This window comes from Microbacterium sp. WCS2018Hpa-23, assembly GCF_031843845.1.
Classification (GTDB): Bacteria; Actinomycetota; Actinomycetes; order Actinomycetales; family Microbacteriaceae; genus Microbacterium.
Window position 1 is genome coordinate 255,476 of sequence record NZ_JAVTIZ010000007.1, and the last position, 21,363, is coordinate 276,838.

A 21,363-nucleotide genomic window follows, 5' to 3' on the forward strand; every position below is an offset into this window, starting at 1 on the left:
TGCAGTTGTGACAGATGCGAAATGTGTGACCGAGACTTATCTCCCCGCGTTCGCCGCTGCCTGTGCGGGTCGTGGTGCATCCGATGCCCGACCTCGGGTCTGCGCCCGAACAGAGAAGCGCCCCGGCAAATCTGGGGAATTCGCGGGGCGCTGTGCCGGCGCTGGGGAACAGCCGGCGAGTGACCGAGATCGTGGCCACGCACCCAATATATCAAAGTGTCTAGCCAAGCGAAAGACTCGCTCGGCTATGGAGTGCTGCCTGTCAGTCTGGGATCTGACACCACACGGGGTAAGAAAAAACCCCCGGTGAGCCGGGGGTTTTTTTCTGTGCGCGATACTGGGATCGAACCAGTGACCTCTTCCGTGTCAGGGAAGCGCGCTACCGCTGCGCCAATCGCGCCCAAGTGGGCTATTCAGTTTATGAGAGGTGGCGACGGGATTCGAACCCGTGTAAACGGCTTTGCAGGCCGGTGCCTAGCCGCTCGGCCACGCCACCGTGTGGATTGACCCCACGTGCCGAAGGCCTTCCGAAGAAGGCCCCAGCACTTGAGCGGATGACGAGACTCGAACTCGCGACCCCAACCTTGGCAAGGTTGTGCGCTACCAACTGCGCTACATCCGCGTTGTTCCCGGTTGTTGTCCCGGGCACTTATGAAACATTAGCCGATGATTCCCGACTGTCCAAACCGGAAGCGAATCTCGCGCGTGTCTCTCAGGGTGGTCAGCAGCGCCTCCGACCGTCCGGTAGTATCGGTTGACGTACCCCACGGGTATGGGCGATTGGCGCAGTTGGTAGCGCGCTTCCTTCACACGGAAGAGGTCATCGGTTCGAGTCCGGTATCGCCCACAGACACAAGCCCCGCACAACTAGAGTTGTGCGGGGCTTTCTCGTACGCACGAGCCGCCCCACGGGTCCGCATGTGGCCGCCGTCCGCCTTCCCCGCGAAGAAAGAGAGCCCATGACCGACTCCCCGCACGTCTCCGCCAGGGACACGCGATCCAGCACGCTGTCGATCGTGGCACTCGCCCTCGCGTTCATCCTGCCGCTCGTGGGCTTCGTTCTCGGGCTCGTCGCACGGGTGAAGTCGAAGACATCCGGCTCGCCCACGGTGGTGGCGACCACCGCCGTCGCCATCGGCGCGATCCTCAGCATCGTCTGGACGGTCGCGATCGTGCTCCTGCTCAGTTTTGGAGGCGTGCTCTCGGGCGAGACCGAGTCCACGACACCCGACACCCCTGCGCCGTCCGAGTCGACGCCGCCGTCAGGATCAGAATCCGGCGACGAGCTCGTCATCCAGGTCACGGCGGAGCGCGACCTGGACTCGGCGACTCTCGCCGCCGCCCGCACCGCACTCGCCTTCTACGGCGAGAGCGCCGGCATCGAGGTGTCCGACATCGCCGAGACGGATGCCGGCGATCTCGCCGTGACCTTCGGCGCGGATGTCACCGGCACCGACGTCGACGCTTTCGCTCGCGCCATCTCGGCACCCGCAGCCCAGGGCTTCTACGCGGTCGACGCCGTGCATCCGCCGACCGGGGGCGCAGACCTCGGCGACGGCTCGGCGTCTCCCCCGTGCGACGCACTGCGGTTCGGTCCTATCGCCGTCGAGGGGCACGTCCTCGCCTGCGACGAAGCGATGCTGACCCAGCTGCTCCTCCCCTCCTCCGCGCGCCTCGTCGGAAACGCCATCGCCGAGGTCGAGGTGAGCGGCGACATCGTTGCCGTGGCCCTGTCCGAACCCGCCGCCGAGGATTTCGCAGCGTGGACCAGGGAAGCGTCCACAGCGGCCGCGCCGGGCAATCAGATCGCGATCGTCGACTTCATCGGCGTCATCAGCGCTCCCCTGGTCTCCAGTGAGCTCGCCGGCGAGTTCCAGATCTCCGGCGCGACTCTCGATGCCGATCTCCTCGCTGCCCGACTGCAGCTGCTCAGCGCCGGGGTGTCGTTCACCGCGCGCTGAGCGGGCCCACCCGTCGTGCTAGCTTAGGGTGACCTAACCATGACCGCGAGACGACAGGCGGGGAGACGATGTCGCTGATCGGACAGCACTCCGACGAGTCCGTCGTCTGGCGCATCGGCACCCACGCCTTCGAACTCGCGGATCACGTCGAGTGGGATGCGCACTCCCACGACGATCAGCACGAACTCCTCTGGGGCACACGGGGGGCATTGACCGCCGAGACGGACGACGGCTATTTCGCCATTCCCGGGTCTCTCGGGCTCTGGATCCCCGCTGGCGTCACGCACCGGGTGGTGGCGGCGGCGGGCACCGCGTTCCGCTGCACATTCGTCGATGCCGACATCCACCCGATAGCCACCCGCACGACGGCCGTGGCGATTCCCGAGGTGGTCCGTGCGGTGCTCGACAGACTAGAAGCACCCCCGTATCTCTCAGCCGCCCCGCGCGTGCACGCCGAGGAGCTGGCCCTGAGCCTGCTCGAGCCGGTCGAGGTGTCGACGATCGACCTCCCTCTCCCCCTCGACATGAGGACGCGCCTCGTCGCGGAAGCGCTGCTCTCGGACCCCGCCGATGATCGATCCATCGAAGACTGGGGCCGCCACGTCGGCGCCAGCGCCCGCAACCTCTCGCGACTCTTCGTCGCCGAGACGGGACTCAGCTTCTCCACCTGGCGCACTCGCGCACGCATGCGCCGCGCCATCGAGTGGTTGGCCGCAGACCACACCGTCGCATACGTCAGCCGCCGCTCCGGATACGCGACGCCGAGTGCGTTCGTGCAGGCGTTCCGGCGCGAGCTCGGTCGCACCCCCGGGGAGTTCGCCTCAGTGCGTAGCGAAGCGACCAAGAAGTCGGCCTGAGCGCGACACCGGCTGGCACCTGTGCGACACGGAGCCGGTTCATACTAGGTAAGCCAAGCCTTAGCTAACCTGCTTGGCGCCCTCCCGAACTCTCTCCTGGAAGACGATCCATGCGCTCCACGTCCCTCTCGCTCATCGCGCTCGCCGCGACCGGCCTCCTGCTCACCTCGTGCGCCGGCTCCACCGCAGCCGGCTCCTCCGGCGACGCTGAGATTGTCGAACTCACCACTCCCGCCGGCGTCGACATCGAGATCCCCGCCGAGCCGCAGTCCGCTCTCGGCTTCTACACGACCGATCTCGACATCCTCATCACCCTCGGCTTCGATCTCGCCGGGACTCAGCCGATCCGCGACGACTTCACCGCATTCCCCGAGTTCTTCCCCCAAGAGGAGCTCGAAGGACTCGAGACCTTCGGCAACTTCCCCGAATTCAACCTCGAGGCTGTGCTCGAGGCCGACCCGGACTTCATCCTCAACGGGCTGGGCTACGAGGAAGACCTCGACGGCAAGCTGCAGAAGATCGCACCGACGTACACCTACAACGCCTTCGACGGCGGGGACTGGCGCGATGTGGTCGCGCAGGCGGCATCCGATCTCGGACGCGAAGACCAGTGGCAGGCCTGGGTCGACCAGTACGAGGAGCGCGTCGCCGACATCAAGGCGCGCCTCGACGCCGCGGACATCCACCCCGTCGTCGCCGACGTCGGCTACTTCGAGGGTCAGGTCACAACCTCCTGCTACGGCGTGCCGTGCCTGGTGTTCGCAGACCTCGGCCTCGAGATGCACGAACTCATGAACGCGACCGACGAGGGGCTTCCCGCGAGCGAGGACTACACCGAGCTCAGCCCCGAGCAGGTGGGCCAGCTCGAGGGCATCGATGTCGTCTTCACCGGAGCCGACGAGGACGGCACGGTGTGGATCGAGGACGACGCCGCGCTGCAGCAGAACCAGCTCTGGCAGAACCTGTCGTTCGTCAACGACCGTGCCTACTTCCCGTACAACTACGAGATGATCTACGGCTCGCCCAGCGGCATGGACGCTTTCCTCACCGTGGTCGAGAAGGCGCTGCTCGGATGACCGTCAACCTGATCCACCGCATCGTCGTCCAGCGCGTCGAGCGTCTGAGCCCCGGCATGGTCCGCATCGTGTTCGGCGGAGCAGGACTCGACGGATTCGTCTCCACCGAGGTCGGCGACGAGTACTTCCGCGTGTTCTTCCCCACCGAGGGGCAGCACGAGCCGAACCTCCCCTTCCCCACGGATGACGGCTACTGGGACTTCCCCGATGGCGTCGACCCGGCACCGATGCGCACCTACACGGTGCGGGACTGGGATGCCGCGACCGGCGAGCTCACGATCGACTTCGTCGTGCACGACGGTGGTGTCGCCGCGGCCTGGGCGCGCCACGCGAAGCAGGGCGACGTGGTCGGCGTCAACACCCCGAAGGGGCTGTACGACCCGCCCGCAGACATCGAGTGGCAGCTGTTGATCGCCGACGCGACCGGGCTCCCCGCTGCCGCGCGCCTGGCGGAGAACGCCCCGTCGGGCATCCGCACCCGCGTGGTGCTCGAGGTCGCCACCCCCGAGGACGAACTCGACCTCACCCCGGCGGAGGGCGTCGAGCTGCACTGGGTGCACGGTGGGAACGGCCATGCCCCCACCCGCATCGAGGAGATCCTCCGAGCCTCCGAGCTTCCCCGCGGCCCCGGATACGTCTGGGTCGCCGGAGAGACCAAGGCGACCCGTGGCGTGCGCAAGCACCTGCGGCACGAGCTCAAGCTCCCCGCGACCGCGTACAAGGTGATCGGCTACTGGACCGAGAACGCCGAAGCGTGGCGTGAGCGGTACGAGTCCCTCGACGAATCCACTCACTCGCGACTGATGGCGATGTGGGACGACGACACCCGCCCCGCAGAGGACATCGAGGAAGCCTACGAGGCCGAGCTCGAGAAGCTGGGTCTGTGATCGCCGACTCATGACCGCCGTTCTCTCCGAGGATCGGGCGACCGAGGTCACGGCCACGCGCCGGGGCCTGGTCGTCCTCGTCCTCGCCCTCGCACTGGCGATCGCCTCTGTCGCCAGCATCTTCCTCGGCTCCCAGCGCATCAGTGTCGACGAGGTCTGGAGCGGACTGACGACCGGCGCAGGCGACCCCGGCGCGATCGTCCAGGGCATGCGCGTCCCCCGCACCCTGATCGGTCTGGCGGTCGGCGCGGCTCTCGGTATCGCCGGAGCGCTCATCCAGGGCTTCACCCGCAATCCGCTCGCAGACCCCGGGATCCTCGGAGTCAACGCGGGCGCGAGCCTCGGGGTCACGATCGGTGTGGCGTTCTTCGGACTCACCGCCGCCAGCGGCTACATCTGGTTCGCCTTCGCCGGAGCGATCGTCGCGACGGTGCTCGTGTACCTCATCGGCTCGGCGGGCCGCACCGCCCCCGACCCGATGCGCATGACGCTCTCCGGCGTCGCGCTCGGCGCCGTCATGGGAGGCGTGGTCGCGGCGATCGGGCTGTTGAATCCGAAAGCCTTCGACTCGATCCGCTCGTGGAACGCAGGATCACTGTCGGCGCTCACCCCGGATGTCTACACGGTGCTCCCCTTCCTCCTGATCGGACTCGCGCTCGCCTTCTGCCTCGCGCCCTCGCTCAACGCCCTGGCGCTGGGCGACGACCTGGCGACCGCTCTCGGCTCGCGCGTCGTGCTCACGCGGGTGCTGTCGATCCTCGCGGTCACGCTGCTCTGCGGAGCCGCCACCGCCGCGGCCGGGCCCATCGCCTTCGTCGGCCTGATGGTGCCGCACGCCGTCCGCTGGTTCGTCGGGCCGCATCAGGGATGGATCCTCCTGGGTACCGTCTTCGCCGCTCCCCTGCTCCTGCTGACCGCAGACGTCGTGGGCCGCCTGGTCCTTCGCACCGGAGAGCTCCCCGTCTCCGTCGTCACCGCGCTGATCGGCGCCCCCGTGCTCATCGCCCTCGTCCGCAGGAAGAAGGTGAGCGGACTGTGACTGCTCTGCTCCCTCCGTCGACCGAGGTCGATGCCGGTCGCCGGGTCTTCGCACCCCGGACCGATGTCTTCTCGCGTCGCATCGGGGTCCGCGCCACCGTCGTGACCGTGGCTGCGCTGCTCGCCGCCGTCGCCGTCGGCGTCTTCGCCCTGACTCTCGGCGACGCCCCGTTCTCTCCGGGAGAGGTGCTCATGACGCTCCTCGGCTTCGGTGAGCCGCGCGGGGAACTCGTGATCATCGAGTGGCGACTCCCCCGTGTCCTCGCGGCCCTGGTGTTCGGCATCGCGCTCGGCATCGGCGGTGCGATCTTCCAGTCATTGACCCGCAATCCGCTGGGCAGCCCCGACGTCATCGGCTTCGATGCCGGCGCCTACACCGGTGCGCTCATCGTGATCACCACCATGGGCATCAGCGTCGCCACGACGGCCGCAGCCGCATTGGCGGGCGGCGCGGCGACGGCTCTGCTCGTCTACCTGCTCGCGTTCCGTCGCGGATTCACGGGCTTCCGCCTCATCATCGTCGGCATCGGCGTCGCCTCGATGCTGGCGTCGGTGAACACGTGGATCATCCTCAACGCCGACCTGCGGATCGCGATGCTGGCCAGCGCATGGGGTGCGGGGTCGCTCAACGTCATCACCGCCGAACAGGTCGCCATCGCCGCGTGCGTCATCGTCCCGATCGGCATCGCCGTGGCCACGCTCGCCGATCGGATGCATCTGCTCGAGCTCGGGGACGACACGGCCTCGGCGCTCGGCGTCCGCACCGGCGGGACACGGCTGACCCTCATCATCCTCGGCGTCTGCCTCACCGCAGCCGTGACGGCGATGGCGGGTCCGATCGCGTTCATCTCGCTCGCCGCCCCGCAGATCGCCCGCCGTCTCACCGGATCCGCGAGCGTGACCCTGACGGCGTCCGCCGCAGTCGGTGCCCTGCTGCTGGTATCCAGCGACGTGCTGGCACAACGGCTGTTCGCGCCCACCCAGATTCCCGTCGGAATCGTCACGGTCTGCCTCGGCGGCGTCTATCTGGTGTGGCTGCTCATTCAGGAAGCGAGAAAGCGATGACCGTCATCGACACCGACACCGACACCGACACCGACACCGTGCGGCTGCGCGCGGAAGACCTCACCATCGGCTACGACGGGCGGGTCGTGTCCGAGCATCTCGGCGTCGACATTCCCGCAGGCGCCTTCACCGTCATCGTCGGGCCGAATGCCTGCGGGAAGTCGACGCTGCTGCGAGCCTTCGCCCGACTCCTGAAGCCCAGGAGCGGGCAGGTGCTGCTGGACGGTCGGGCGATCACCGAGCTCCCCACCAAGGAGATCGCGCGACGCCTCGGCCTGCTTCCGCAGACGTCGATCGCCCCCGACGGCATCCGAGTCTCCGATCTCGTCGCGCGCGGGCGCCATCCGCACCAGACGATCCTTCGGCAGTGGTCTCACGATGATCAGACGGCGGTCGCCGCGGCCCTCGCCGCGACCGGAACGACAGAGCTCGCCGGCCGGCTCGTGGACGAGCTCTCCGGAGGACAGCGTCAGCGGGTGTGGGTCGCGATGCTGCTCGCGCAGGAATCGCCGACCATGCTGCTCGACGAGCCGACGACCTTCCTCGACATCGCGCACCAGTACGACCTGCTGAGGCTCTTCCACGGCCTGCATCAGCAGGGGCGCACGATCGTCGCCGTGCTGCATGACCTGAACCAGGCGGCGCGGTTCGCGGATCACATGATCATGATGCGCGACGGTCGGGTCGTCGCCGCAGGCGACCCCGCGTCGATCGTGACGTCCGAGCGCGTCCAGGAGGTGTTCGGGCTGGAATGCTCGATCATCCCCGACCCGCACACGGGCACCCCGCTCGTCGTTCCGCGCTGAAGCCGGTCGTGGGCGGCGCCCGGTACGCGCAAGCGCCGCCCAGGAGCGTGCCTCAGGCGGTGCCGAAGGGGTTGTCGATCGCGTAGCGCCAGCCGTGCTCGTCGTCGTGCACGGCGACGTCGGCCGTGCTGCCGCCGAGCTTGACCTCGGAGCCGTCGGGGCCTGTGCCCTCGAGCGTCCAATCGGCGATCGCGAGTCCGACGGAACCCGCCTCGAACACGTGCCGGACGCTCATCGTGATGGGCAGCCCGAGCGCGAGGAACTGCTCGAGTGCGCCGCGGATCGCCTCCTCCCCCTCGACGGGGTGACCCGGCGCCGGGGCGAACACCGCGTTCGGCAGGTTCAGGGCCAGTAGGCCCTCGACGTCGCGGGCGTTGAAGCGTTCGGCGAACGCGAGGTTGAGCTGGTCGAGCGAGGTGACCGGGGTCGTGGGCATGATGTGCTCCTTCGTCGTGTGCGGGCCGCGGAAAGCGGCCCATCGAGAAAGACGTTCAGGAGCGACGGATGTGACAGAACCGCGGATGAGCAGCCTTGGATGGGACACTGCCGTGGATGGGCAGAGCCGTGGATCAGGCCCGCAGAGCCCGGCGTGCGCGGGACACACGCTGACGCGCCGTGGCCGACGAGATCGAGAGTCGCTCTGCGATCTCCTGCGCCGTGAGACCGTCGACGACGCTCATGAGGAGAGGTCGACGGAGATCGTGCGGGAGAGCGTCGATCGCTCGGAAGGCGGCCTCGAGGCGATCCCGCAGCTCCGCCTCGGCCTCGACGTCCTGCGGCGACGCGAGGAGCTCGCACAGGACCTCGCCGAGATCGTCCTTGCGCGCACGGTTCATGTCGATGGCTGTCGTGCGCACGATCGTGTCCAGCCATGCGCACATCGACCCGGCATCGGCCGAACGGAGGGCGGAGAGTGAACGCCACGCACGGAGCGCCGCATTCTGCGCCGCATCCTCGGCATCCGCCGGCGGCACACCGAGCGAGACGCTGCGCCTGCGGAGCCGGTCGGGCTCCGTGCGCAGCATGGTGTCGAGACGCGCGGACGCGACGGCGATGGCTTCGGCGTTCACGCGGATCCCCTCGTGCGTTCGGGTAGTCGGCCTCATGCTAGCCGAGCACCGACATATCAACCGGTGGAACCGTGCGCCCCGCGGGCTGAGCGGCACCGCGCAGAAGTCTGACGTCCGTGGCCGCCGGTAGCGTGCCGACGGTGAAGACGACCCGGTTGCCGAGCCCCTGCGCACTCTGCGGTCACCGCGACGCGGTGCGAGTGGCGGCGGCTCTGATGTGCGCGTGGTGCGGGTGGCGCTACGGCGACTCTCCCGACCCCGACCTCCCACGCCCGGTGATCGAGGTCGTGTACTACATCCGCTACGACCGCCGGGTGAAGATCGGCACGAGCAGACGCCCCCGTCAGCGACTCGCGAGCATCCGTCATGAAGAGCTGCTGGCGTTCGAGCAGGGAGGACGTGCGGTGGAGCAGGCGCGGCATCGGGAGTTCGCCGACATCCGCGAGGGCGGCGAGTGGTTCACGCTCACCCCGCAGCTCGAGTCCCATATCGCCGGCCTTCGCACCGCGGGCGACCCCTGGCAGCTCTACGCGCGCTGGGTGAGCCTGTCATTGCAGAACTGAAGCCCCGCACGGGGCCGACGTTCCGTGCGGGGCTTCAGAGTTCAGCGGGGTCAGGCGCGTGCGGCCTTGACCTTCGCGGGCTGCGGCTGCGAGAACAGAACCACGACGATCACTGCGACGCCGACGACGACATGCGGCACCCAGACGTTCGGCGCCTCGGTCGAGAAGCCGAAGATCCAGGGCGACAGCGCCAGGAACAGGCTCGCGACGATGTCGAAGACGAGGTGGACGGGCATCGGGATGACGCCGAAGGGGCCCCATTCGTACTTCGTGAAGAGGCTGTAGACGATGAGTCCGACACCGAGCACGATCGGGATGATCACGGCAGGGCCGCCCATGCTCGCGAAGCCGAACAGCCACGGAGCAGCGATCAGCGCCACTCCGACGATGTAGTCGAGAATTCCATGGACCTTGGTGGGGATGAAACGCATGATTCCTCCTGTGGTGTCGTCGCGTGCTGCGACTCACAGATGGTTCGCAGCCCCCGGCGAAACGGATTGGCCACCGCCCCCTCGTACGCTGGGCGGATGACGTCGACACCTCCGCCTCCGCGTGCGGTCTCCGCTCTGAGGATCACCGTCGGAGTGTCTGTGACGGGCATCCTGCTCTACACCTACGTGATCGGGATACCCCGTCAGGGTGCGAGCCTCATCGACTACTTCGGCTACTTCACCAACCTGACGAGCCTGTTGACCGCCGGCATCCTCATCGTGACGGGCCTGATCTCGCTGCGCGGGAAAGCGGTGCCGTCACCTCTCATGTCGGCGCGCGCTGTAGCGGTCGCCTGCATGATCATCGTGGGGATCGTCTACAACGTCCTCGTCCCCGGCACGGGGAGCGCGCCGCCCTGGGTGAGCGCGACCCTGCACACGATCCTCCCGATCCTTCTCGTACTCGACTGGATCTTCGTCGACGACCGTTCCCCGTTGCCCTGGCGCCGCCTCTGGGTGGTGCTCCCCTATCCGACGGTCTGGCTCGGAGTCGTCCTCTTGCGCGGGGCCACCGACGGATGGGTCCCTTACGGATTCCTGCTCCCCGAGCGAGGCGCGGCATCGCTTGCGACCCACGTTGCGGGTCTGCTCCTTGCTCTGCTCGCGTCGGGCGCGCTCGTGTGGGCACTCAGCCGGATCCGGTCCCCGGGACGGTCCCGGTCGTCAGGCGTTCGCCCACCCGTATCGGCGCGCGAGCGCGGAGGCGACCCGACCGTAGCGTGACCGCTCGAGCACCGCGGCCTCGCGGCGGAGTCCGGTCTCGTGCACGCTGTAGAGCTGCTCGATGTCGACCCACGATTCCCGCCCCTGCGAGTCCCAGTCGCCCGAGCCGATCGACAGGTAGTCGCGGTCGCCGTCGTGCGCCTTGCTCGTCATCCGCACCGCGTAGACGCGGTCTGCGGATTCCCGCCCGATCACCAGCACCGGCCTGTCTTTGCCCCGACCGTCGTTCTCTTCGTAGGGGACCCAGGTCCAGATGATCTCGCCCGCATCGGGCGCGCCGTCCCGGTCGGGGGCGTACCCGATGCGGAGGTCGTCGATGCGATCGGGGTCGATGCGCACGGTCTCGCCCCCTCGACCCTGGCCCTGCTCGGTGCGCGGCGCCGACTCACGGACCTCGTCGGAGGTGCGCAGACGCGAGACCGGGCGTCTCGGACGAGTTTTCGTCCGAGACGCCCGGTCAGATCCCAGTGCTGTGAAGAGGATCTCCGCGAGTCGTGCCAGGATGCCGTTGCTGTTGCTCACACGGTCACCCTAACCGCAGTTCAGGCGTCGGCCAGCGCGTAGCCCTCCTCGCCGTGGACGACCTGGTCGACACCGGCGATCTCGTCTTCGCTCGTGATGCGGAAGCCGATCGTCTTCTCGATCGCGAAGCCGATGATGAAGGCCACCACGAAGGAGTAGATCAGCACGCCGAGTGCGGCGATCGCCTGGACGGCGAGCTGGCGGGCGTCGCCACCGACGAACAGTCCGGTGTCGGTCGCGAAGAAGCCGAGGTAGAGGGTTCCGATGAGACCACCGACGAGGTGGATGCCGACGACGTCGAGCGAGTCGTCGAAGCCGAGACGGAACTTCATCTCGACGGCGAGTGCGCAGACGATACCGGCGACGGCACCGAGCAGCAGCGACCAGCCGGGCGTGAGGTTGGCACACGCCGGGGTGATGGCGACGAGACCGGCGACCGCACCGGATGCCGCACCGACCGAGGTGGCCTTACCGTCCTTGATGCGCTCGATCAGGATCCAGCCGAGGATCGCGGCCGCCGTGGCGCCGAGGGTGTTCAGGCCGATGAGTCCGACGCCGCCCATGTCCTCCGCGAGCCATTCCGCACCGGCGTTGAAGCCGAACCAGCCGAACCACAGGAGCGCTGCGCCGAGGAGCGTCAGCGGCACGTTGTGCGGCTTGAGGATGCCCTTCTGGAAGCCGATGCGCTTGCCGAGGACGAGCGCGAGAGCGAGAGCCGCAGCACCCGCGTTGATGTGCACCGCGGTTCCACCGGCGTAGTCGATCACGCCGATTCCGCTGTCCTCGCCGAAGAGCGTGGTGCCGAGGTTCATGATCCAACCGCCGCCCCAGACCCATGCGGCGACCGGGAAGTATCCGACGGTCGCGAACACGCCGGCGAAGATCAGCCAGCTGCCGAACTTGGCGCGGTCGGCGATCGCACCCGAGATCAGGGCTACCGTGATGATCGCGAAGGTGGCGCCGTAGGCGACACCGAGGAGCGCGACGTTCGAGTCCTCACCGGCCGCGAGACTCGAGAGGCCGAAGTCGGCGAAGGGGTTGCCTGCGAAGGCGGTAGGGCTGTCGACGGCGCTCATCGAGAATCCGAAGAGGATCCAGAGCACTGCGACGAGACCGATCGAGCCGAAGCTCATCATCATCATGCTGACGACGCTCTTGGCCTTGACGAGGCCGCCGTAGAAGAAGGCGACGCCGGGCGTCATGAGCAGTACGAGGGCGGTCGCGGTGATCGCCCAGGAGATGTTGCCTGGAGCATCCATAGTCAAACCTCACATTCGGGAAACTGAGAGCTTCAGTGTGACGAGGCCCGATTTCCGGAATGCGTGAGGTTTGTTGCGCTGACGTTACAGAGCGGCTCTGTGTGTGAACATCGCGTTACGCGACACTGCGATCCGCGTGTGTAAGTGCATTGAGTCTGGAGATAGCGCGCAGGTACTTCTTGCGGTATCCCCCGCCGAGCATCTCCTCGGCGAACACCTGATCGAGGCTCACACCGGTGGCGACGATCGGGATCTGCGCGTCGTAGACGCGGTCGACGAAGGCGACGAACCGCAGCGCCTCCGACTGATCGGTCAGGACGTGCACGTCCCGGAGGCCGACGAGATCGAGGCCTGCGATCACACGCAGGTACCGAGAGGGGTGAACGCGCGCGAGGTGGCGGATGACGTCGGCGAAGGAGTCGTCGGATGCCGTTCCCGCGGCAGCGCCCGTCTCGATGGCCGTCTCGTACTCACCGGCCTCGGTGACCACGGCATGCCCGTCGAGCGCGCGCTGCCGGAAGTCGACCCCGTCGATGCGGATCGTCTGGAAGCTGTCGGACATGGCATGGATCTCACGCAGGAAGTCCTGCGCCGCGAAGCGACCCTCGCCGAGCGCGTTGGGCGGCGTGTTCGAGGTCGCGGCGAGCTTGGTTCCGGTCGGCACGAGCTCGCCGATGAGACGGGTCATCACCATCGTGTCGCCCGGATCGTCGAGTTCGAACTCGTCGATGCAGAGCAGATCCGCGCCTTTCAGAAGGTCGACGGTGTTCTTGTAGCCGAGTGCGCCCACGAGAGCCGTGTACTCGATGAACGATCCGAAGTACTTCCTTCGCGCCGGCATCGCGTGATAGATCGATGCGAGCAGGTGCGTCTTGCCGACGCCGAAGCCGCCGTCGAGATAGACGCCCGGCTTGACCTCGGGCTCCTTCTTCGCACGGCTGAAGAAGCCACCGCGCTTGACTGGGGCGCCGCGACCTGCGAAGCGGATGAGCGTCTCCTTCGCCTCCTCCTGCGAGGGATACGTTTCGTCCGCCCGATAGCTGTCGAAAGTCGCTCCGTCGAACTGCGGCGGCGGAACGAGACTCGCGAGCATCTCGGGACCGGTGACGGTCGGCTGTCGATCGGTCAGGTGCACGATGCCCGTGCGGCTGGGCGTGTCGGTCATCACGGTCCTGTATCGGGGGCGCACCTGTGTCGAAGTCTTACGAATCGGGTGCAGGGCGCACGGCGTGGATCTATCGTCGAAGTATCGGCTCCACATTACGCCGTCAAAGCCCTGCATCATCGCCGCTCACCGTCTGAGGAGATCCCTGTGGCCATCGAGTTCGACACCACCTCGCCCAAGTTCGCCGAGTACGCCGAGCCCGGCCGCCTCGTCACCACCGAGTGGCTCGCCGAGCGGCTCGGCACCCCGGGTCTGGTCGTGGTGGAGTCCGACGAGGACGTGCTCCTGTACGAGACGGGTCACATCGCCGGTGCGGTGAAGGTCGACTGGCACACCGAGCTCAATGACCCGGTGGTGCGCGACTACGTCGACGGCGAAGGCTTCGCGAAGCTGCTGAGCAGCAAGGGCATCTCGCGCGACGACACGGTCGTCATCTACGGCGACAAGAACAACTGGTGGGCCGCCTATGCCCTCTGGGTCTTCTCGCTCTTCGGCCACGAGGACGTGCGTCTGCTCGACGGCGGCCGTGACCGCTGGATCTCCGAGGGCCGCGAGATCACCCGGGATGCCCCGGCGATCACGCCGACCGAGTACCCGGTCGTCGAGCGCGACGACTCCGTCATCCGCGCCTACAAGGAGGACGTGCTCGCGCACATCGGCAGCCCGCTGATCGACGTCCGCTCCCCCGAGGAGTACAGCGGTGAGCGCACCACGGCACCGGCCTACCCCGAAGAGGGCACACTGCGCGCCGGTCACATCCCGACCGCGCAGAGCGTGCCGTGGGCGAAGGCCGTCGCAGAGGACGGCGGGTTCCGCTCGCGCGCCGAGCTCGACGCCATCTATCGCGACGGTGCGGGACTCGCCGACGGAGACGACGTCGTCGCGTACTGCCGCATCGGCGAGCGTTCCAGCCACACCTGGTTCGTGCTCAAGCACCTGCTGGGCTTCGAGAACGTGCGCAACTACGACGGATCGTGGACCGAGTGGGGCAGCGCCGTGCGCGTCCCGATCGTGACCGGCGCGGAGCCCGGTTCCCTCTGACCGTGTGACAATGACAGGGATGAGCACCAGCGAAGTTCCCGACACCCTGGCCGAGATCCGCGACGGATTCCTCGAGACCCCTGAGGCAGATCGTCTGCTGCTCCTGCTGGAGTACTCGGACGAACTGCCCGAGGTCTCCGAGGAGGTCGCGAGCCATCCCGAGATGTGCGAGCGCGTGGCCGAGTGCCAGTCGCCCGTCTACATCTACGTCGAGGTGAATGACGGAGTCGTCACGATGCACGCCACGGCGCCGCCCGAGGCACCGACGACCCGTGGTTTCGCGAGCATCCTCGTGCAGGGGATCTCGGGCCTCACGGCAGACGAAGTGCTGGCGATCCCCGACGACTACCCGCAGTCGATCGGACTCACGAGAGCTGTCTCACCGCTGCGGATCGGCGGCATGACCGGAATGCTGATGCGGGCGAAGAATCAGGTCAGGCAGAAGCGCTGAACCCCTGCGCGCGGAGCCAACCGGTGATCGCGTCGCTCCACCCCGCCTGGTCGTAGTTCCACAGCTTGGTGTGGCGCGCCACCGTGAACCGGGGCATCGTCACGAGATCGGGTCTGGCCAGCTGAAGCGCATGCGAGGCGTCGGCGGGGACGAATCCGTCGTCGTCGCTGTGCAGAATCAGGATCGGCACCGCCAGCTCCTCGGCCCGGGCGACCATGTCGAGGCGATCGAACGGGATCGCATCGTCCGCGCCGCTGAGCCGCGCCGTGAGCGGCACCGAGAGAGCGCTCATCGCGAGGTCCGGCAGCGGAGCGCGCATGCCGGCCTCCCGTGCTTGGAAACGCAGCACCGTGCGCCAGTCGACCACCGGCGACTCGAGGATGAGGCCTGCGATGCGGTCACGGTTGCCTGAGGAGACGGCGGTCTGCAGGGCGACCGCCCCGCCCATCGACCACCCCATCAGGATCACGCGATCGGCGCCGTGGCGCAGCGCGTACGAGACGGCGGCATCGACATCGCGCCATTCCGATGCTCCGAGGGCGTACGCGCCACTGCGACTGCGGGGCGCCTCACCGTCGTTCCGGTACGACACGACCAGATTCGGAAAGCCGGCCGCGTGCAGCACAGGTACCGCGCGAAGGCATTCGGCGCGCGTGACGCCTCGTCCGTGCACCTGGATGACCCAGGTCGACGACTCCGCCGGGAAGAACCATGCAGGGCACGGCCCGGCGGGCGATCCGATGAGCACGTTCTCCCACCGGAGGTGCAGCTCGCTCGGGGTCGAGTAGTACCAGCCGCTGAACGCGGCATTGCGGTCGACGCGAGCCCCTGGCTCGATCTGCGTCAGCAGCTTTCGGCGCACGGTCGTCGCGTCGGCGCTCAGGACCGCGCCCAGCTTGACGTAGCCGTAGGTGCCCGACGTGAACAGCCCGTAGCGACCCGGCAGCTCGGTGTCGCGCGTGCGGGTGAGTTCGATCGTCTGGGCACCCGTGTCCACGGCGAGGATCTCGGCATCCGCGGGGCGTTTCGCCGGGATCACCACCCGTCTGGCGATGCTGAGCACGAGCAGGGCCATCGCCGCCCCGAGTGCGAGCAGTGCAGGGACAAGGAGCGCAACGGCGTGCCTGAGACTCTTCATCGCTTCCTGACTCTAGCCTGTTGCCGTGACCGCACACCCCGATGCCGGGACGATCTTCGACGCCGCAGTGGCCGAGCTGCGTGATATCGCGTTCCGCGCGGACATCACGATCCGTGAGATCCCCACCCCTCAAGGCCTCGCCCCGCACGCCCTCGCGCTCGCCGCCGACGTCCGTCCGGACGACGAGGGAGAGTCCGCCTATGGGACCGGCCGGTTCGTGCTCCTGCACGATCCGGACACCCCCTCCGCGTGGGACGGAGCGTGGCGGATCGTGATCTTCGCCCAGGCACCGCTCGAGACCGAGATCGGAACCGACCCGCTTCTCGCGGACGTCACATGGTCATGGCTGGTCGACGCACTGGACTCCCGGGGAGCCGGATACCACTCCGCATCCGGAACATCGACCAAGACCCTCTCGAAGGGCTTCGGCGGCCTCGCGGACGAAGGCGACGGCGCACAGATAGAGTTGAGGGCGTCCTGGACACCCGAAGGCCCCTTCACACCCCACGTCGAAGCATGGGTCGAACTGGTCGGAATGCTGGCGGGTCTTCCGCCGGGTTCCGAGGGCATCGCCGTGATCGGCGCGCGAAAGGCAGCACGTGACTGAATACTCCGTGATCTCCGACGTCTCGGAGTTCCGTGCGGCATGCGCCGCACTGGCCGCAGGCACAGGCCCTGTCGCCGTCGACGTCGAGCGGGCATCCGGATTCCGATACTCCCAGCGCGCGTACCTCGTGCAGGTGTTCCGCAGGGATGCGGGGGTCTTCCTCTTCGACCCGCCGCCGCTCGGGGACTTCAGCCCGCTGCAGGAGGCGATCGGCGACGTGCAGTGGATCTTCCACGCCGCGAGTCAGGACCTCCCCTCGCTGCGCGAGCTCGATCTGCTCCCTCCCTCGATCTTCGACACCGAGCTCGCGTCGCGTCTGCTCGGACACGAACGCGTCGGTCTCGCCGCCGTCGTCGAGAACACCCTGGGCATCACGCTGAAGAAAGAGCACTCGGCCGCGGACTGGTCCACCAGGCCACTCCCCGCAGCCTGGCTCGAGTACGCGGCCCTCGATGTGCTGCACCTGATCGACGTCTACGAGGCGCTCCAGGCCGAGCTCGAGGAGCAGGGCAAGACCGAGTACGCGGCCGAGGAGTTCGCAGCGACCCTCACGCGCCTCCCCAAGCCGCCTCGCGAGGACCCCTGGCGCCGGCTGAGCGGGCTGCACCAGGTTCGCGGATCCCGCAACCTCGCGGTCGCCCGGTCGCTCTGGCAGGCACGGGAGGCCTTCGCACAGGATCAGGATGTCTCTCCCGGTCGCCTGGTGCCCGACCGCTCGCTGATCGCGGCGGTCCTCGCGAACCCGCAGAGCAAGCAGGCGCTCGCGGGGGTCAAGGACTTCCAGGGTCGCGCCAGCCGCACGCAGCTCGACCGGTGGTGGCAGGCGTTCGTCGACGGGCGCGCGACCGAGGAGCTTCCGCGCGAACGCGTCCCCAGCGATGCGCTGCCACCCCCTCGGGCGTGGTCGGACCGCAACCCCGAGGCCGATGCGCGGCTGAAGGCCGCACGCCCCGTGATCGAGGCGACGGCAGAGGAACTGGGGATGCCGACCGAGAACCTGCTGACCCCCGACTACCTTCGCCGTGTGGCGTGGGATGTGCCGGGCACGACGCCCGAGGCCATCGGCGATGCCCTCGCGGCGCTCGGTGCACGCCCGTGGCAGATTGCACAGACCGCACAGAAGATCGCCGACGCCTTTGTAGAAGCAGCGCAAACGCCCGACGAGACGCCGCCGCCCGCTTCGTAGGTTCGACCCAACCGATTCCTCCCGGTTTCCGGCCCTCCATAGACTGAGGCCACCGCACAAACTTGGAGGCAGAGTGGCCGAGATCTCGGACGTCTTCTTCGTCGATGGAGTGCGCACCCCCTTCGGGCGCGCCGGCGAAAAGGGCATGTACTGGAACACCCGCGCAGATGACCTCGCCGTGAAGGCGACCATCGGCCTGATGGAGCGGAACGCAGCCGTCCCTGCTGATCGCATCGACGACGTCGCCATCGCGGCGACGAGCCAGACGGGAGACCAGGGCCTCACCCTCGGCCGCTCGGTGGCGATCCTCGCCGGGCTCCCGCAGACGGTTCCCGGCCTCGCCGTGGAACGCATGTGCGCGGGTGCGATGACCAGCGTCACGACGATGGGCGCATCGATCGGTGTGGGGATGTACGACTTCGCCCTCGCCGGCGGCGTCGAGCACATGGGCCACCACCCGATCGGCGGCAACGCCGACCCCAACCCCCGGTTCGTCGCGGAACGCATGGTCGACCCCGGCGCACTGAACATGGGTGTCACGGCTGAGCGCATCTTCGATCGCTTCCCGCACCTCACCAAGGAGCGCTCCGACCGGTTCGGCATGCTCAGCCAGCACAAGGTGCAGGCCGCGTACGACGCCGGCAAGATCCAGCCCGACCTCGTGTCCGTCGCGACCAAGACCGCAGACGGAGCCTGGGGACTCGCCACGGAGGATGAGGGCCGGCGCCCGCAGACGACGATGGAAGACCTCGCCGCGCTCAAGACGCCGTTCCGACCGCACGGTCGTGTGACCGCCGGCACGTCGTCGCCCCTCACCGACGGCGCGACGATGTCGCTGCTCGCCGGCGGCGGTGCGGTGAAGGAGTTCGGTCTCGCACCGAAGATGCGCATGGTGTCGTTCGCGTTCGCGGGCGTCCAGCCCGAGATCATGGGCATCGGCCCGATCCCCTCGACCGAGAAGGCGCTGAAGAAGGCCGGGCTCACGATCGCCGACATCGGCCTGTTCGAGCTCAACGAGGCCTTCGCGATCCAGGTCATCTCGCTGCTCGACCACTTCGGTATCGCCGACGACGACCCCCGCGTCAACCAGTGGGGCGGCGCGATCGCACTCGGACACCCGCTCGCGGCATCCGGTGTGCGTCTGATGATCCAGCTCGCGGCGCAGTTCGCCGAGCGTCCCGACGTGCGCTACGGCCTGACGGCCATGTGCGTCGGTCTCGGGCAGGGCGGCTCCGTCATCTGGGAGAACCCGCACTTCGACGGCAAGAAGAGGAAGTAAGCGCCGATGGCACACTCGATTTCCGAACAGTACGCGAACGTCGACTTCTCCCCCATCCAGGCCCTCACCGACGGCGAGGTGATCACGCACTCCCCCGTGCGCGACATCCGCCTCGCATCGGGCAAGGTGCTCGCGCTGATCACCCTCGACAACGGACGAGACCACACGCGTCCGAACACCCTGGGACCGGCGACGCTCACCGCTCTCGGCGACACGCTCGACAGCCTCGCCGCTCGCGCTGCCGCCGGAGAGATCCAGGCTGTCGGCATCACCGGCAAGCAGTACATCCTGGCCGCCGGGGCCGACCTCTCGGACATCAGCAAGGTGGGCTCGCGTGACAACGCCCGCCTGATCGCGCAGCTCGGCCACAAGGTGCTGGGAAAGTTCGGCGAGCTCGGCGTCCCCTCATTCGCGTTCGTGAACGGGCTGGCGCTCGGCGGCGGCCTCGAGATCGCGCTCAACTCCAGCTACCGCACGGTCGACGCGTCCGCAGCGGCGATCGCTCTGCCCGAGGTCTTCCTCGGCATCATCCCCGGCTGGGGTGGCGCCTACCTGCTGCCGAACCTGATCGGGATCGAGAACGCCCTCGAGGTCGTCATCTCGAACCCGCTCAAGCAGAACCGCATGCTGAAGCCGCAGCAGGCGTTCGATCTGGGCATCGTCGACGCGATCTTCCCCGCAGCGAACTACCTCGAGAACTCGCTGGCCTGGACCGACGCCGTGCTCGGCGGCAAGAAGGTCGAGCGCAAGAACGAGCCGGGCAAGATCGAGCGACTCACCAAGTGGCCGATCGCCATCAAGATGGCGCGCGGCATGCTCGAGTCGAAGATCGGCACCGTTCCGAAGTCCCCGTACGCTGCGCTCGACCTGCTCGACAGGGCGAAGAGCGGCACCAAGGCCGAGGGCTTCGCGCGCGAGGACGAGGCTCTCGCCGAACTCGTCACGGGCGATCAGTTCGCGGCATCCATGTACGCGTTCGACCTCGTGCAGAAGCGCGCGAAGCGGCCCGTCGGCGCGCCGGACAAGGCCCTCGCCAAGAAGGTGACGAAAGTCGGCATCATCGGCGCAGGACTCATGGCGAGCCAGTTCGCGCTGCTGTTCGTGCGCAAGCTGCAGGTGCCGGTGCTGATCACCGACCTCGATCAGGCGCGAGTCGACAAAGGCGTGGCCTACATCCACGAGGAGATCGGCAAGCTCGAGGGCAAGGGCCGCCTTGACGCGGACTCCGCGAACAAGCTGCGTGCGCTCGTCACGGGCACGACCGACAAGAGCCTGTACGCGGACTGCGACTTCGTCATCGAGGCCGTGTTCGAGGAGGTCGGCGTCAAGCAGCAGGTGTTCGGCGAGATCGAGAAGATCATCGCCGAGGACGCGATCCTGGCGACCAACACCTCGTCGCTCTCGGTCGAGGAGATCGGCGCGAAGCTCGCTCACCCCGAGCGCCTCGTCGGCTTCCACTTCTTCAACCCGGTCGCGGTGATGCCGCTGATCGAGATCGTGAAGACGCCCGTCACCTCCGAGGGTGCGCTCTCGACCGCGTTCGTCGTCGCGAAGAACCTGGGCAAGAACGCGGTGCTCACCGCGGATGCTCCCGGTTTCGTGGTGAACCGCCTGCTGGCCAAGGTCATGGGCGAAGCCGCTCGCGCGGTGTACGAGGGCACTCCGATCACCGATGTCGAGAAGGCCTTCGCGCCTCTCGGGCTGCCGATGGGCCCCTTCCAGCTGATCGACCTGGTCGGGTGGAAAGTCGCAGCCCATGTGCAGGACACGATGGCGCACGCGTTCCCGGAGCGCTTCTACGCGAACGAGAACTTCCACGCTCTCGCGGGGCTCGACGCGGTGATCGAGAAGGACAAGGGCGGTCGGGTGACCGGCTGGACGAAGCAGGCCGAGAAGCTGCTGAAGCCCGCCGTCGGCAAGACACCGGCGTCAGCCGAGACGATCCTGCAGCGGGTGCAGGACGGCCTCGCGAGCGAGATCAAGCTCATGCTCGACGAGGGGGTCGTGCCCGAGGTCGAGGACATCGACCTGTGCCTCATCCTCGGTGCGGGCTGGCCGTTCATCGACGGTGGCGCGTCGCCGTACCTCGACCGCGAGGGCGCTTCGGAGCGCGCCTTCGGCGGAGAGTTCCACACCCCGCAGATCCGCGGTATCGAGAGCCGCTGATCGGATGCATCG

The 21,363-nt window shown here is 67.8% G+C and carries 22 protein-coding genes and 4 tRNA genes; 16 read left to right on the top strand and 10 right to left on the bottom strand.

Going from position 1 to position 21,363, the window contains the following annotated elements; all coding sequences use genetic code 11:
* Window positions 1-328 precede the first annotated feature (328 nt).
* From RQG77_RS13675 to RQG77_RS13685, 3 genes are all read right to left on the bottom strand, one after another.
* Window positions 329-400: transfer RNA gene (locus tag RQG77_RS13675), tRNA-Val, on the bottom strand.
* Between the two features lie 25 nt (window positions 401-425).
* Window positions 426-496 (bottom strand) — tRNA-Cys (locus tag RQG77_RS13680).
* Between the two features lie 53 nt (window positions 497-549).
* A tRNA-Gly gene (locus tag RQG77_RS13685) sits at window positions 550-622 on the bottom strand.
* Window positions 623-774: 152 nt separating this feature from the next.
* On the opposite strand from RQG77_RS13685, the gene RQG77_RS13690 reads away from it, so the two are divergent.
* The 8 genes from RQG77_RS13690 to RQG77_RS13725 all read left to right on the top strand — a co-directional run bounded on the left by RQG77_RS13690 (window position 775) and on the right by RQG77_RS13725 (window position 7,690).
* Window positions 775-847, top strand: a tRNA-Val gene (locus RQG77_RS13690).
* 112 nt (window positions 848-959) lie between these two features.
* Window positions 960-1,961 carry a SecDF P1 head subdomain-containing protein gene (locus RQG77_RS13695; RefSeq protein ID WP_311245178.1) on the top strand — a complete coding sequence of 334 codons (1,002 nt, stop codon included), beginning with the start codon at window positions 960-962 and terminating at the stop codon, window positions 1,959-1,961.
* 68 nt (window positions 1,962-2,029) lie between these two features.
* On the top strand, window positions 2,030-2,818 hold the full coding sequence (locus tag RQG77_RS13700; RefSeq protein ID WP_311245179.1) for an AraC family transcriptional regulator: 789 nt from the start codon (window positions 2,030-2,032) through the stop codon (window positions 2,816-2,818).
* Between the two features lie 110 nt (window positions 2,819-2,928).
* Window positions 2,929-3,894, top strand: coding sequence for an ABC transporter substrate-binding protein (locus RQG77_RS13705; protein WP_311245180.1), 966 nt, complete (start codon window positions 2,929-2,931; stop codon window positions 3,892-3,894).
* Entirely contained in the window at window positions 3,891-4,781 is an 891-nt protein-coding gene (locus RQG77_RS13710) for a siderophore-interacting protein (RefSeq protein ID WP_311245181.1), read from the top strand. Before RQG77_RS13705 ends, RQG77_RS13710 begins: the two co-directional genes overlap by 4 nt.
* Before the next feature lie 10 nt (window positions 4,782-4,791).
* Window positions 4,792-5,820 (top strand): iron chelate uptake ABC transporter family permease subunit, encoded by a 1,029-nt coding sequence (locus RQG77_RS13715; protein WP_311245182.1) that lies wholly within the window; start codon window positions 4,792-4,794, stop codon window positions 5,818-5,820.
* Window positions 5,817-6,884, top strand: a complete 1,068-nt coding sequence (locus tag RQG77_RS13720) for an iron chelate uptake ABC transporter family permease subunit (RefSeq protein ID WP_311245183.1) — start codon at window positions 5,817-5,819, stop codon at window positions 6,882-6,884. Before RQG77_RS13715 ends, RQG77_RS13720 begins: the two co-directional genes overlap by 4 nt.
* Window positions 6,881-7,690 carry an ABC transporter ATP-binding protein gene (locus RQG77_RS13725; protein WP_311245184.1) on the top strand — a complete coding sequence of 270 codons (810 nt, stop codon included), beginning with the start codon at window positions 6,881-6,883 and terminating at the stop codon, window positions 7,688-7,690. Before RQG77_RS13720 ends, RQG77_RS13725 begins: the two co-directional genes overlap by 4 nt.
* 52 nt (window positions 7,691-7,742) lie before the next feature.
* Here the strand turns inward: RQG77_RS13725 and RQG77_RS13730 are convergent, their stop codons facing one another.
* Window positions 7,743-8,126, bottom strand: coding sequence for a nuclear transport factor 2 family protein (locus tag RQG77_RS13730; protein WP_311245185.1), 384 nt, complete (start codon window positions 8,124-8,126; stop codon window positions 7,743-7,745).
* Window positions 8,127-8,259: 133 nt separating this feature from the next.
* Window positions 8,260-8,760: an RNA polymerase sigma factor gene (locus RQG77_RS13735; RefSeq protein WP_311245186.1), complete on the bottom strand. Its 501-nt coding sequence runs from the start codon at window positions 8,758-8,760 to the stop codon at window positions 8,260-8,262.
* A 116-nt stretch (window positions 8,761-8,876) separates the two neighbouring features.
* Between RQG77_RS13735 and RQG77_RS13740 the strand changes: the two genes are divergently transcribed.
* Window positions 8,877-9,323: a GIY-YIG nuclease family protein gene (locus RQG77_RS13740; RefSeq protein ID WP_311245187.1), complete on the top strand. Its 447-nt coding sequence runs from the start codon at window positions 8,877-8,879 to the stop codon at window positions 9,321-9,323.
* 50 nt (window positions 9,324-9,373) lie between these two features.
* Here the strand turns inward: RQG77_RS13740 and RQG77_RS13745 are convergent, their stop codons facing one another.
* Window positions 9,374-9,754, bottom strand: a complete 381-nt coding sequence (locus RQG77_RS13745; protein WP_311245188.1) for an SPW repeat protein — start codon at window positions 9,752-9,754, stop codon at window positions 9,374-9,376.
* Window positions 9,755-9,850: 96 nt separating this feature from the next.
* Between RQG77_RS13745 and RQG77_RS13750 the strand changes: the two genes are divergently transcribed.
* Window positions 9,851-10,537: a Pr6Pr family membrane protein gene (locus RQG77_RS13750; protein WP_311245189.1), complete on the top strand. Its 687-nt coding sequence runs from the start codon at window positions 9,851-9,853 to the stop codon at window positions 10,535-10,537.
* Here the strand turns inward: RQG77_RS13750 and RQG77_RS13755 are convergent.
* The 3 genes from RQG77_RS13755 to zapE all read right to left on the bottom strand — a co-directional run bounded on the left by RQG77_RS13755 (window position 10,478) and on the right by zapE (window position 13,483).
* Window positions 10,478-11,059: a type II toxin-antitoxin system PemK/MazF family toxin gene (locus RQG77_RS13755; RefSeq protein ID WP_311245190.1), complete on the bottom strand. Its 582-nt coding sequence runs from the start codon at window positions 11,057-11,059 to the stop codon at window positions 10,478-10,480. The two genes, RQG77_RS13750 and RQG77_RS13755, sit on opposite strands and share 60 nt — an antisense overlap.
* A gap of 20 nt (window positions 11,060-11,079) precedes the next feature.
* Window positions 11,080-12,318: an ammonium transporter gene (locus RQG77_RS13760; RefSeq protein ID WP_311245191.1), complete on the bottom strand. Its 1,239-nt coding sequence runs from the start codon at window positions 12,316-12,318 to the stop codon at window positions 11,080-11,082.
* 115 nt (window positions 12,319-12,433) lie between these two features.
* On the bottom strand, window positions 12,434-13,483 hold the full coding sequence (zapE, locus tag RQG77_RS13765; protein WP_311245192.1) for a cell division protein ZapE: 1,050 nt from the start codon (window positions 13,481-13,483) through the stop codon (window positions 12,434-12,436).
* 147 nt (window positions 13,484-13,630) lie between these two features.
* On the opposite strand from zapE, the gene RQG77_RS13770 reads away from it, so the two are divergent.
* Together RQG77_RS13770 and RQG77_RS13775 are read left to right on the top strand one after the other, a co-directional pair.
* Entirely contained in the window at window positions 13,631-14,524 is an 894-nt protein-coding gene (locus RQG77_RS13770; protein WP_311245193.1) for a sulfurtransferase, read from the top strand.
* A 19-nt stretch (window positions 14,525-14,543) separates the two neighbouring features.
* Complete coding sequence (locus RQG77_RS13775) at window positions 14,544-14,975, top strand: SufE family protein (RefSeq protein ID WP_200934042.1); 432 nt, start codon at window positions 14,544-14,546, stop codon at window positions 14,973-14,975.
* Here the strand turns inward: RQG77_RS13775 and RQG77_RS13780 are convergent.
* Window positions 14,959-16,113 (bottom strand): alpha/beta fold hydrolase, encoded by a 1,155-nt coding sequence (locus tag RQG77_RS13780; RefSeq protein WP_311245194.1) that lies wholly within the window; start codon window positions 16,111-16,113, stop codon window positions 14,959-14,961. The genes RQG77_RS13775 and RQG77_RS13780 overlap by 17 nt on opposite strands.
* 25 nt (window positions 16,114-16,138) lie before the next feature.
* Here RQG77_RS13780 and RQG77_RS13785 point away from each other — a divergent pair, with 25 nt between their 5' ends.
* The 4 genes from RQG77_RS13785 (at window position 16,139) to RQG77_RS13800 (ending at window position 21,351) form a co-directional block, all read left to right on the top strand.
* Window positions 16,139-16,720 (top strand): DUF3000 domain-containing protein, encoded by a 582-nt coding sequence (locus RQG77_RS13785; protein WP_056307547.1) that lies wholly within the window; start codon window positions 16,139-16,141, stop codon window positions 16,718-16,720.
* Window positions 16,713-17,906: a ribonuclease D gene (locus RQG77_RS13790; RefSeq protein WP_311245195.1), complete on the top strand. Its 1,194-nt coding sequence runs from the start codon at window positions 16,713-16,715 to the stop codon at window positions 17,904-17,906. The genes RQG77_RS13785 and RQG77_RS13790 overlap by 8 nt, the downstream gene beginning before the upstream one ends.
* 73 nt (window positions 17,907-17,979) lie before the next feature.
* Window positions 17,980-19,185 (top strand): thiolase family protein, encoded by a 1,206-nt coding sequence (locus RQG77_RS13795; RefSeq protein WP_311245196.1) that lies wholly within the window; start codon window positions 17,980-17,982, stop codon window positions 19,183-19,185.
* 6 nt (window positions 19,186-19,191) lie between these two features.
* Window positions 19,192-21,351 (top strand): 3-hydroxyacyl-CoA dehydrogenase NAD-binding domain-containing protein, encoded by a 2,160-nt coding sequence (locus RQG77_RS13800; RefSeq protein ID WP_311245197.1) that lies wholly within the window; start codon window positions 19,192-19,194, stop codon window positions 21,349-21,351.
* Window positions 21,352-21,363 lie beyond the last annotated feature (12 nt).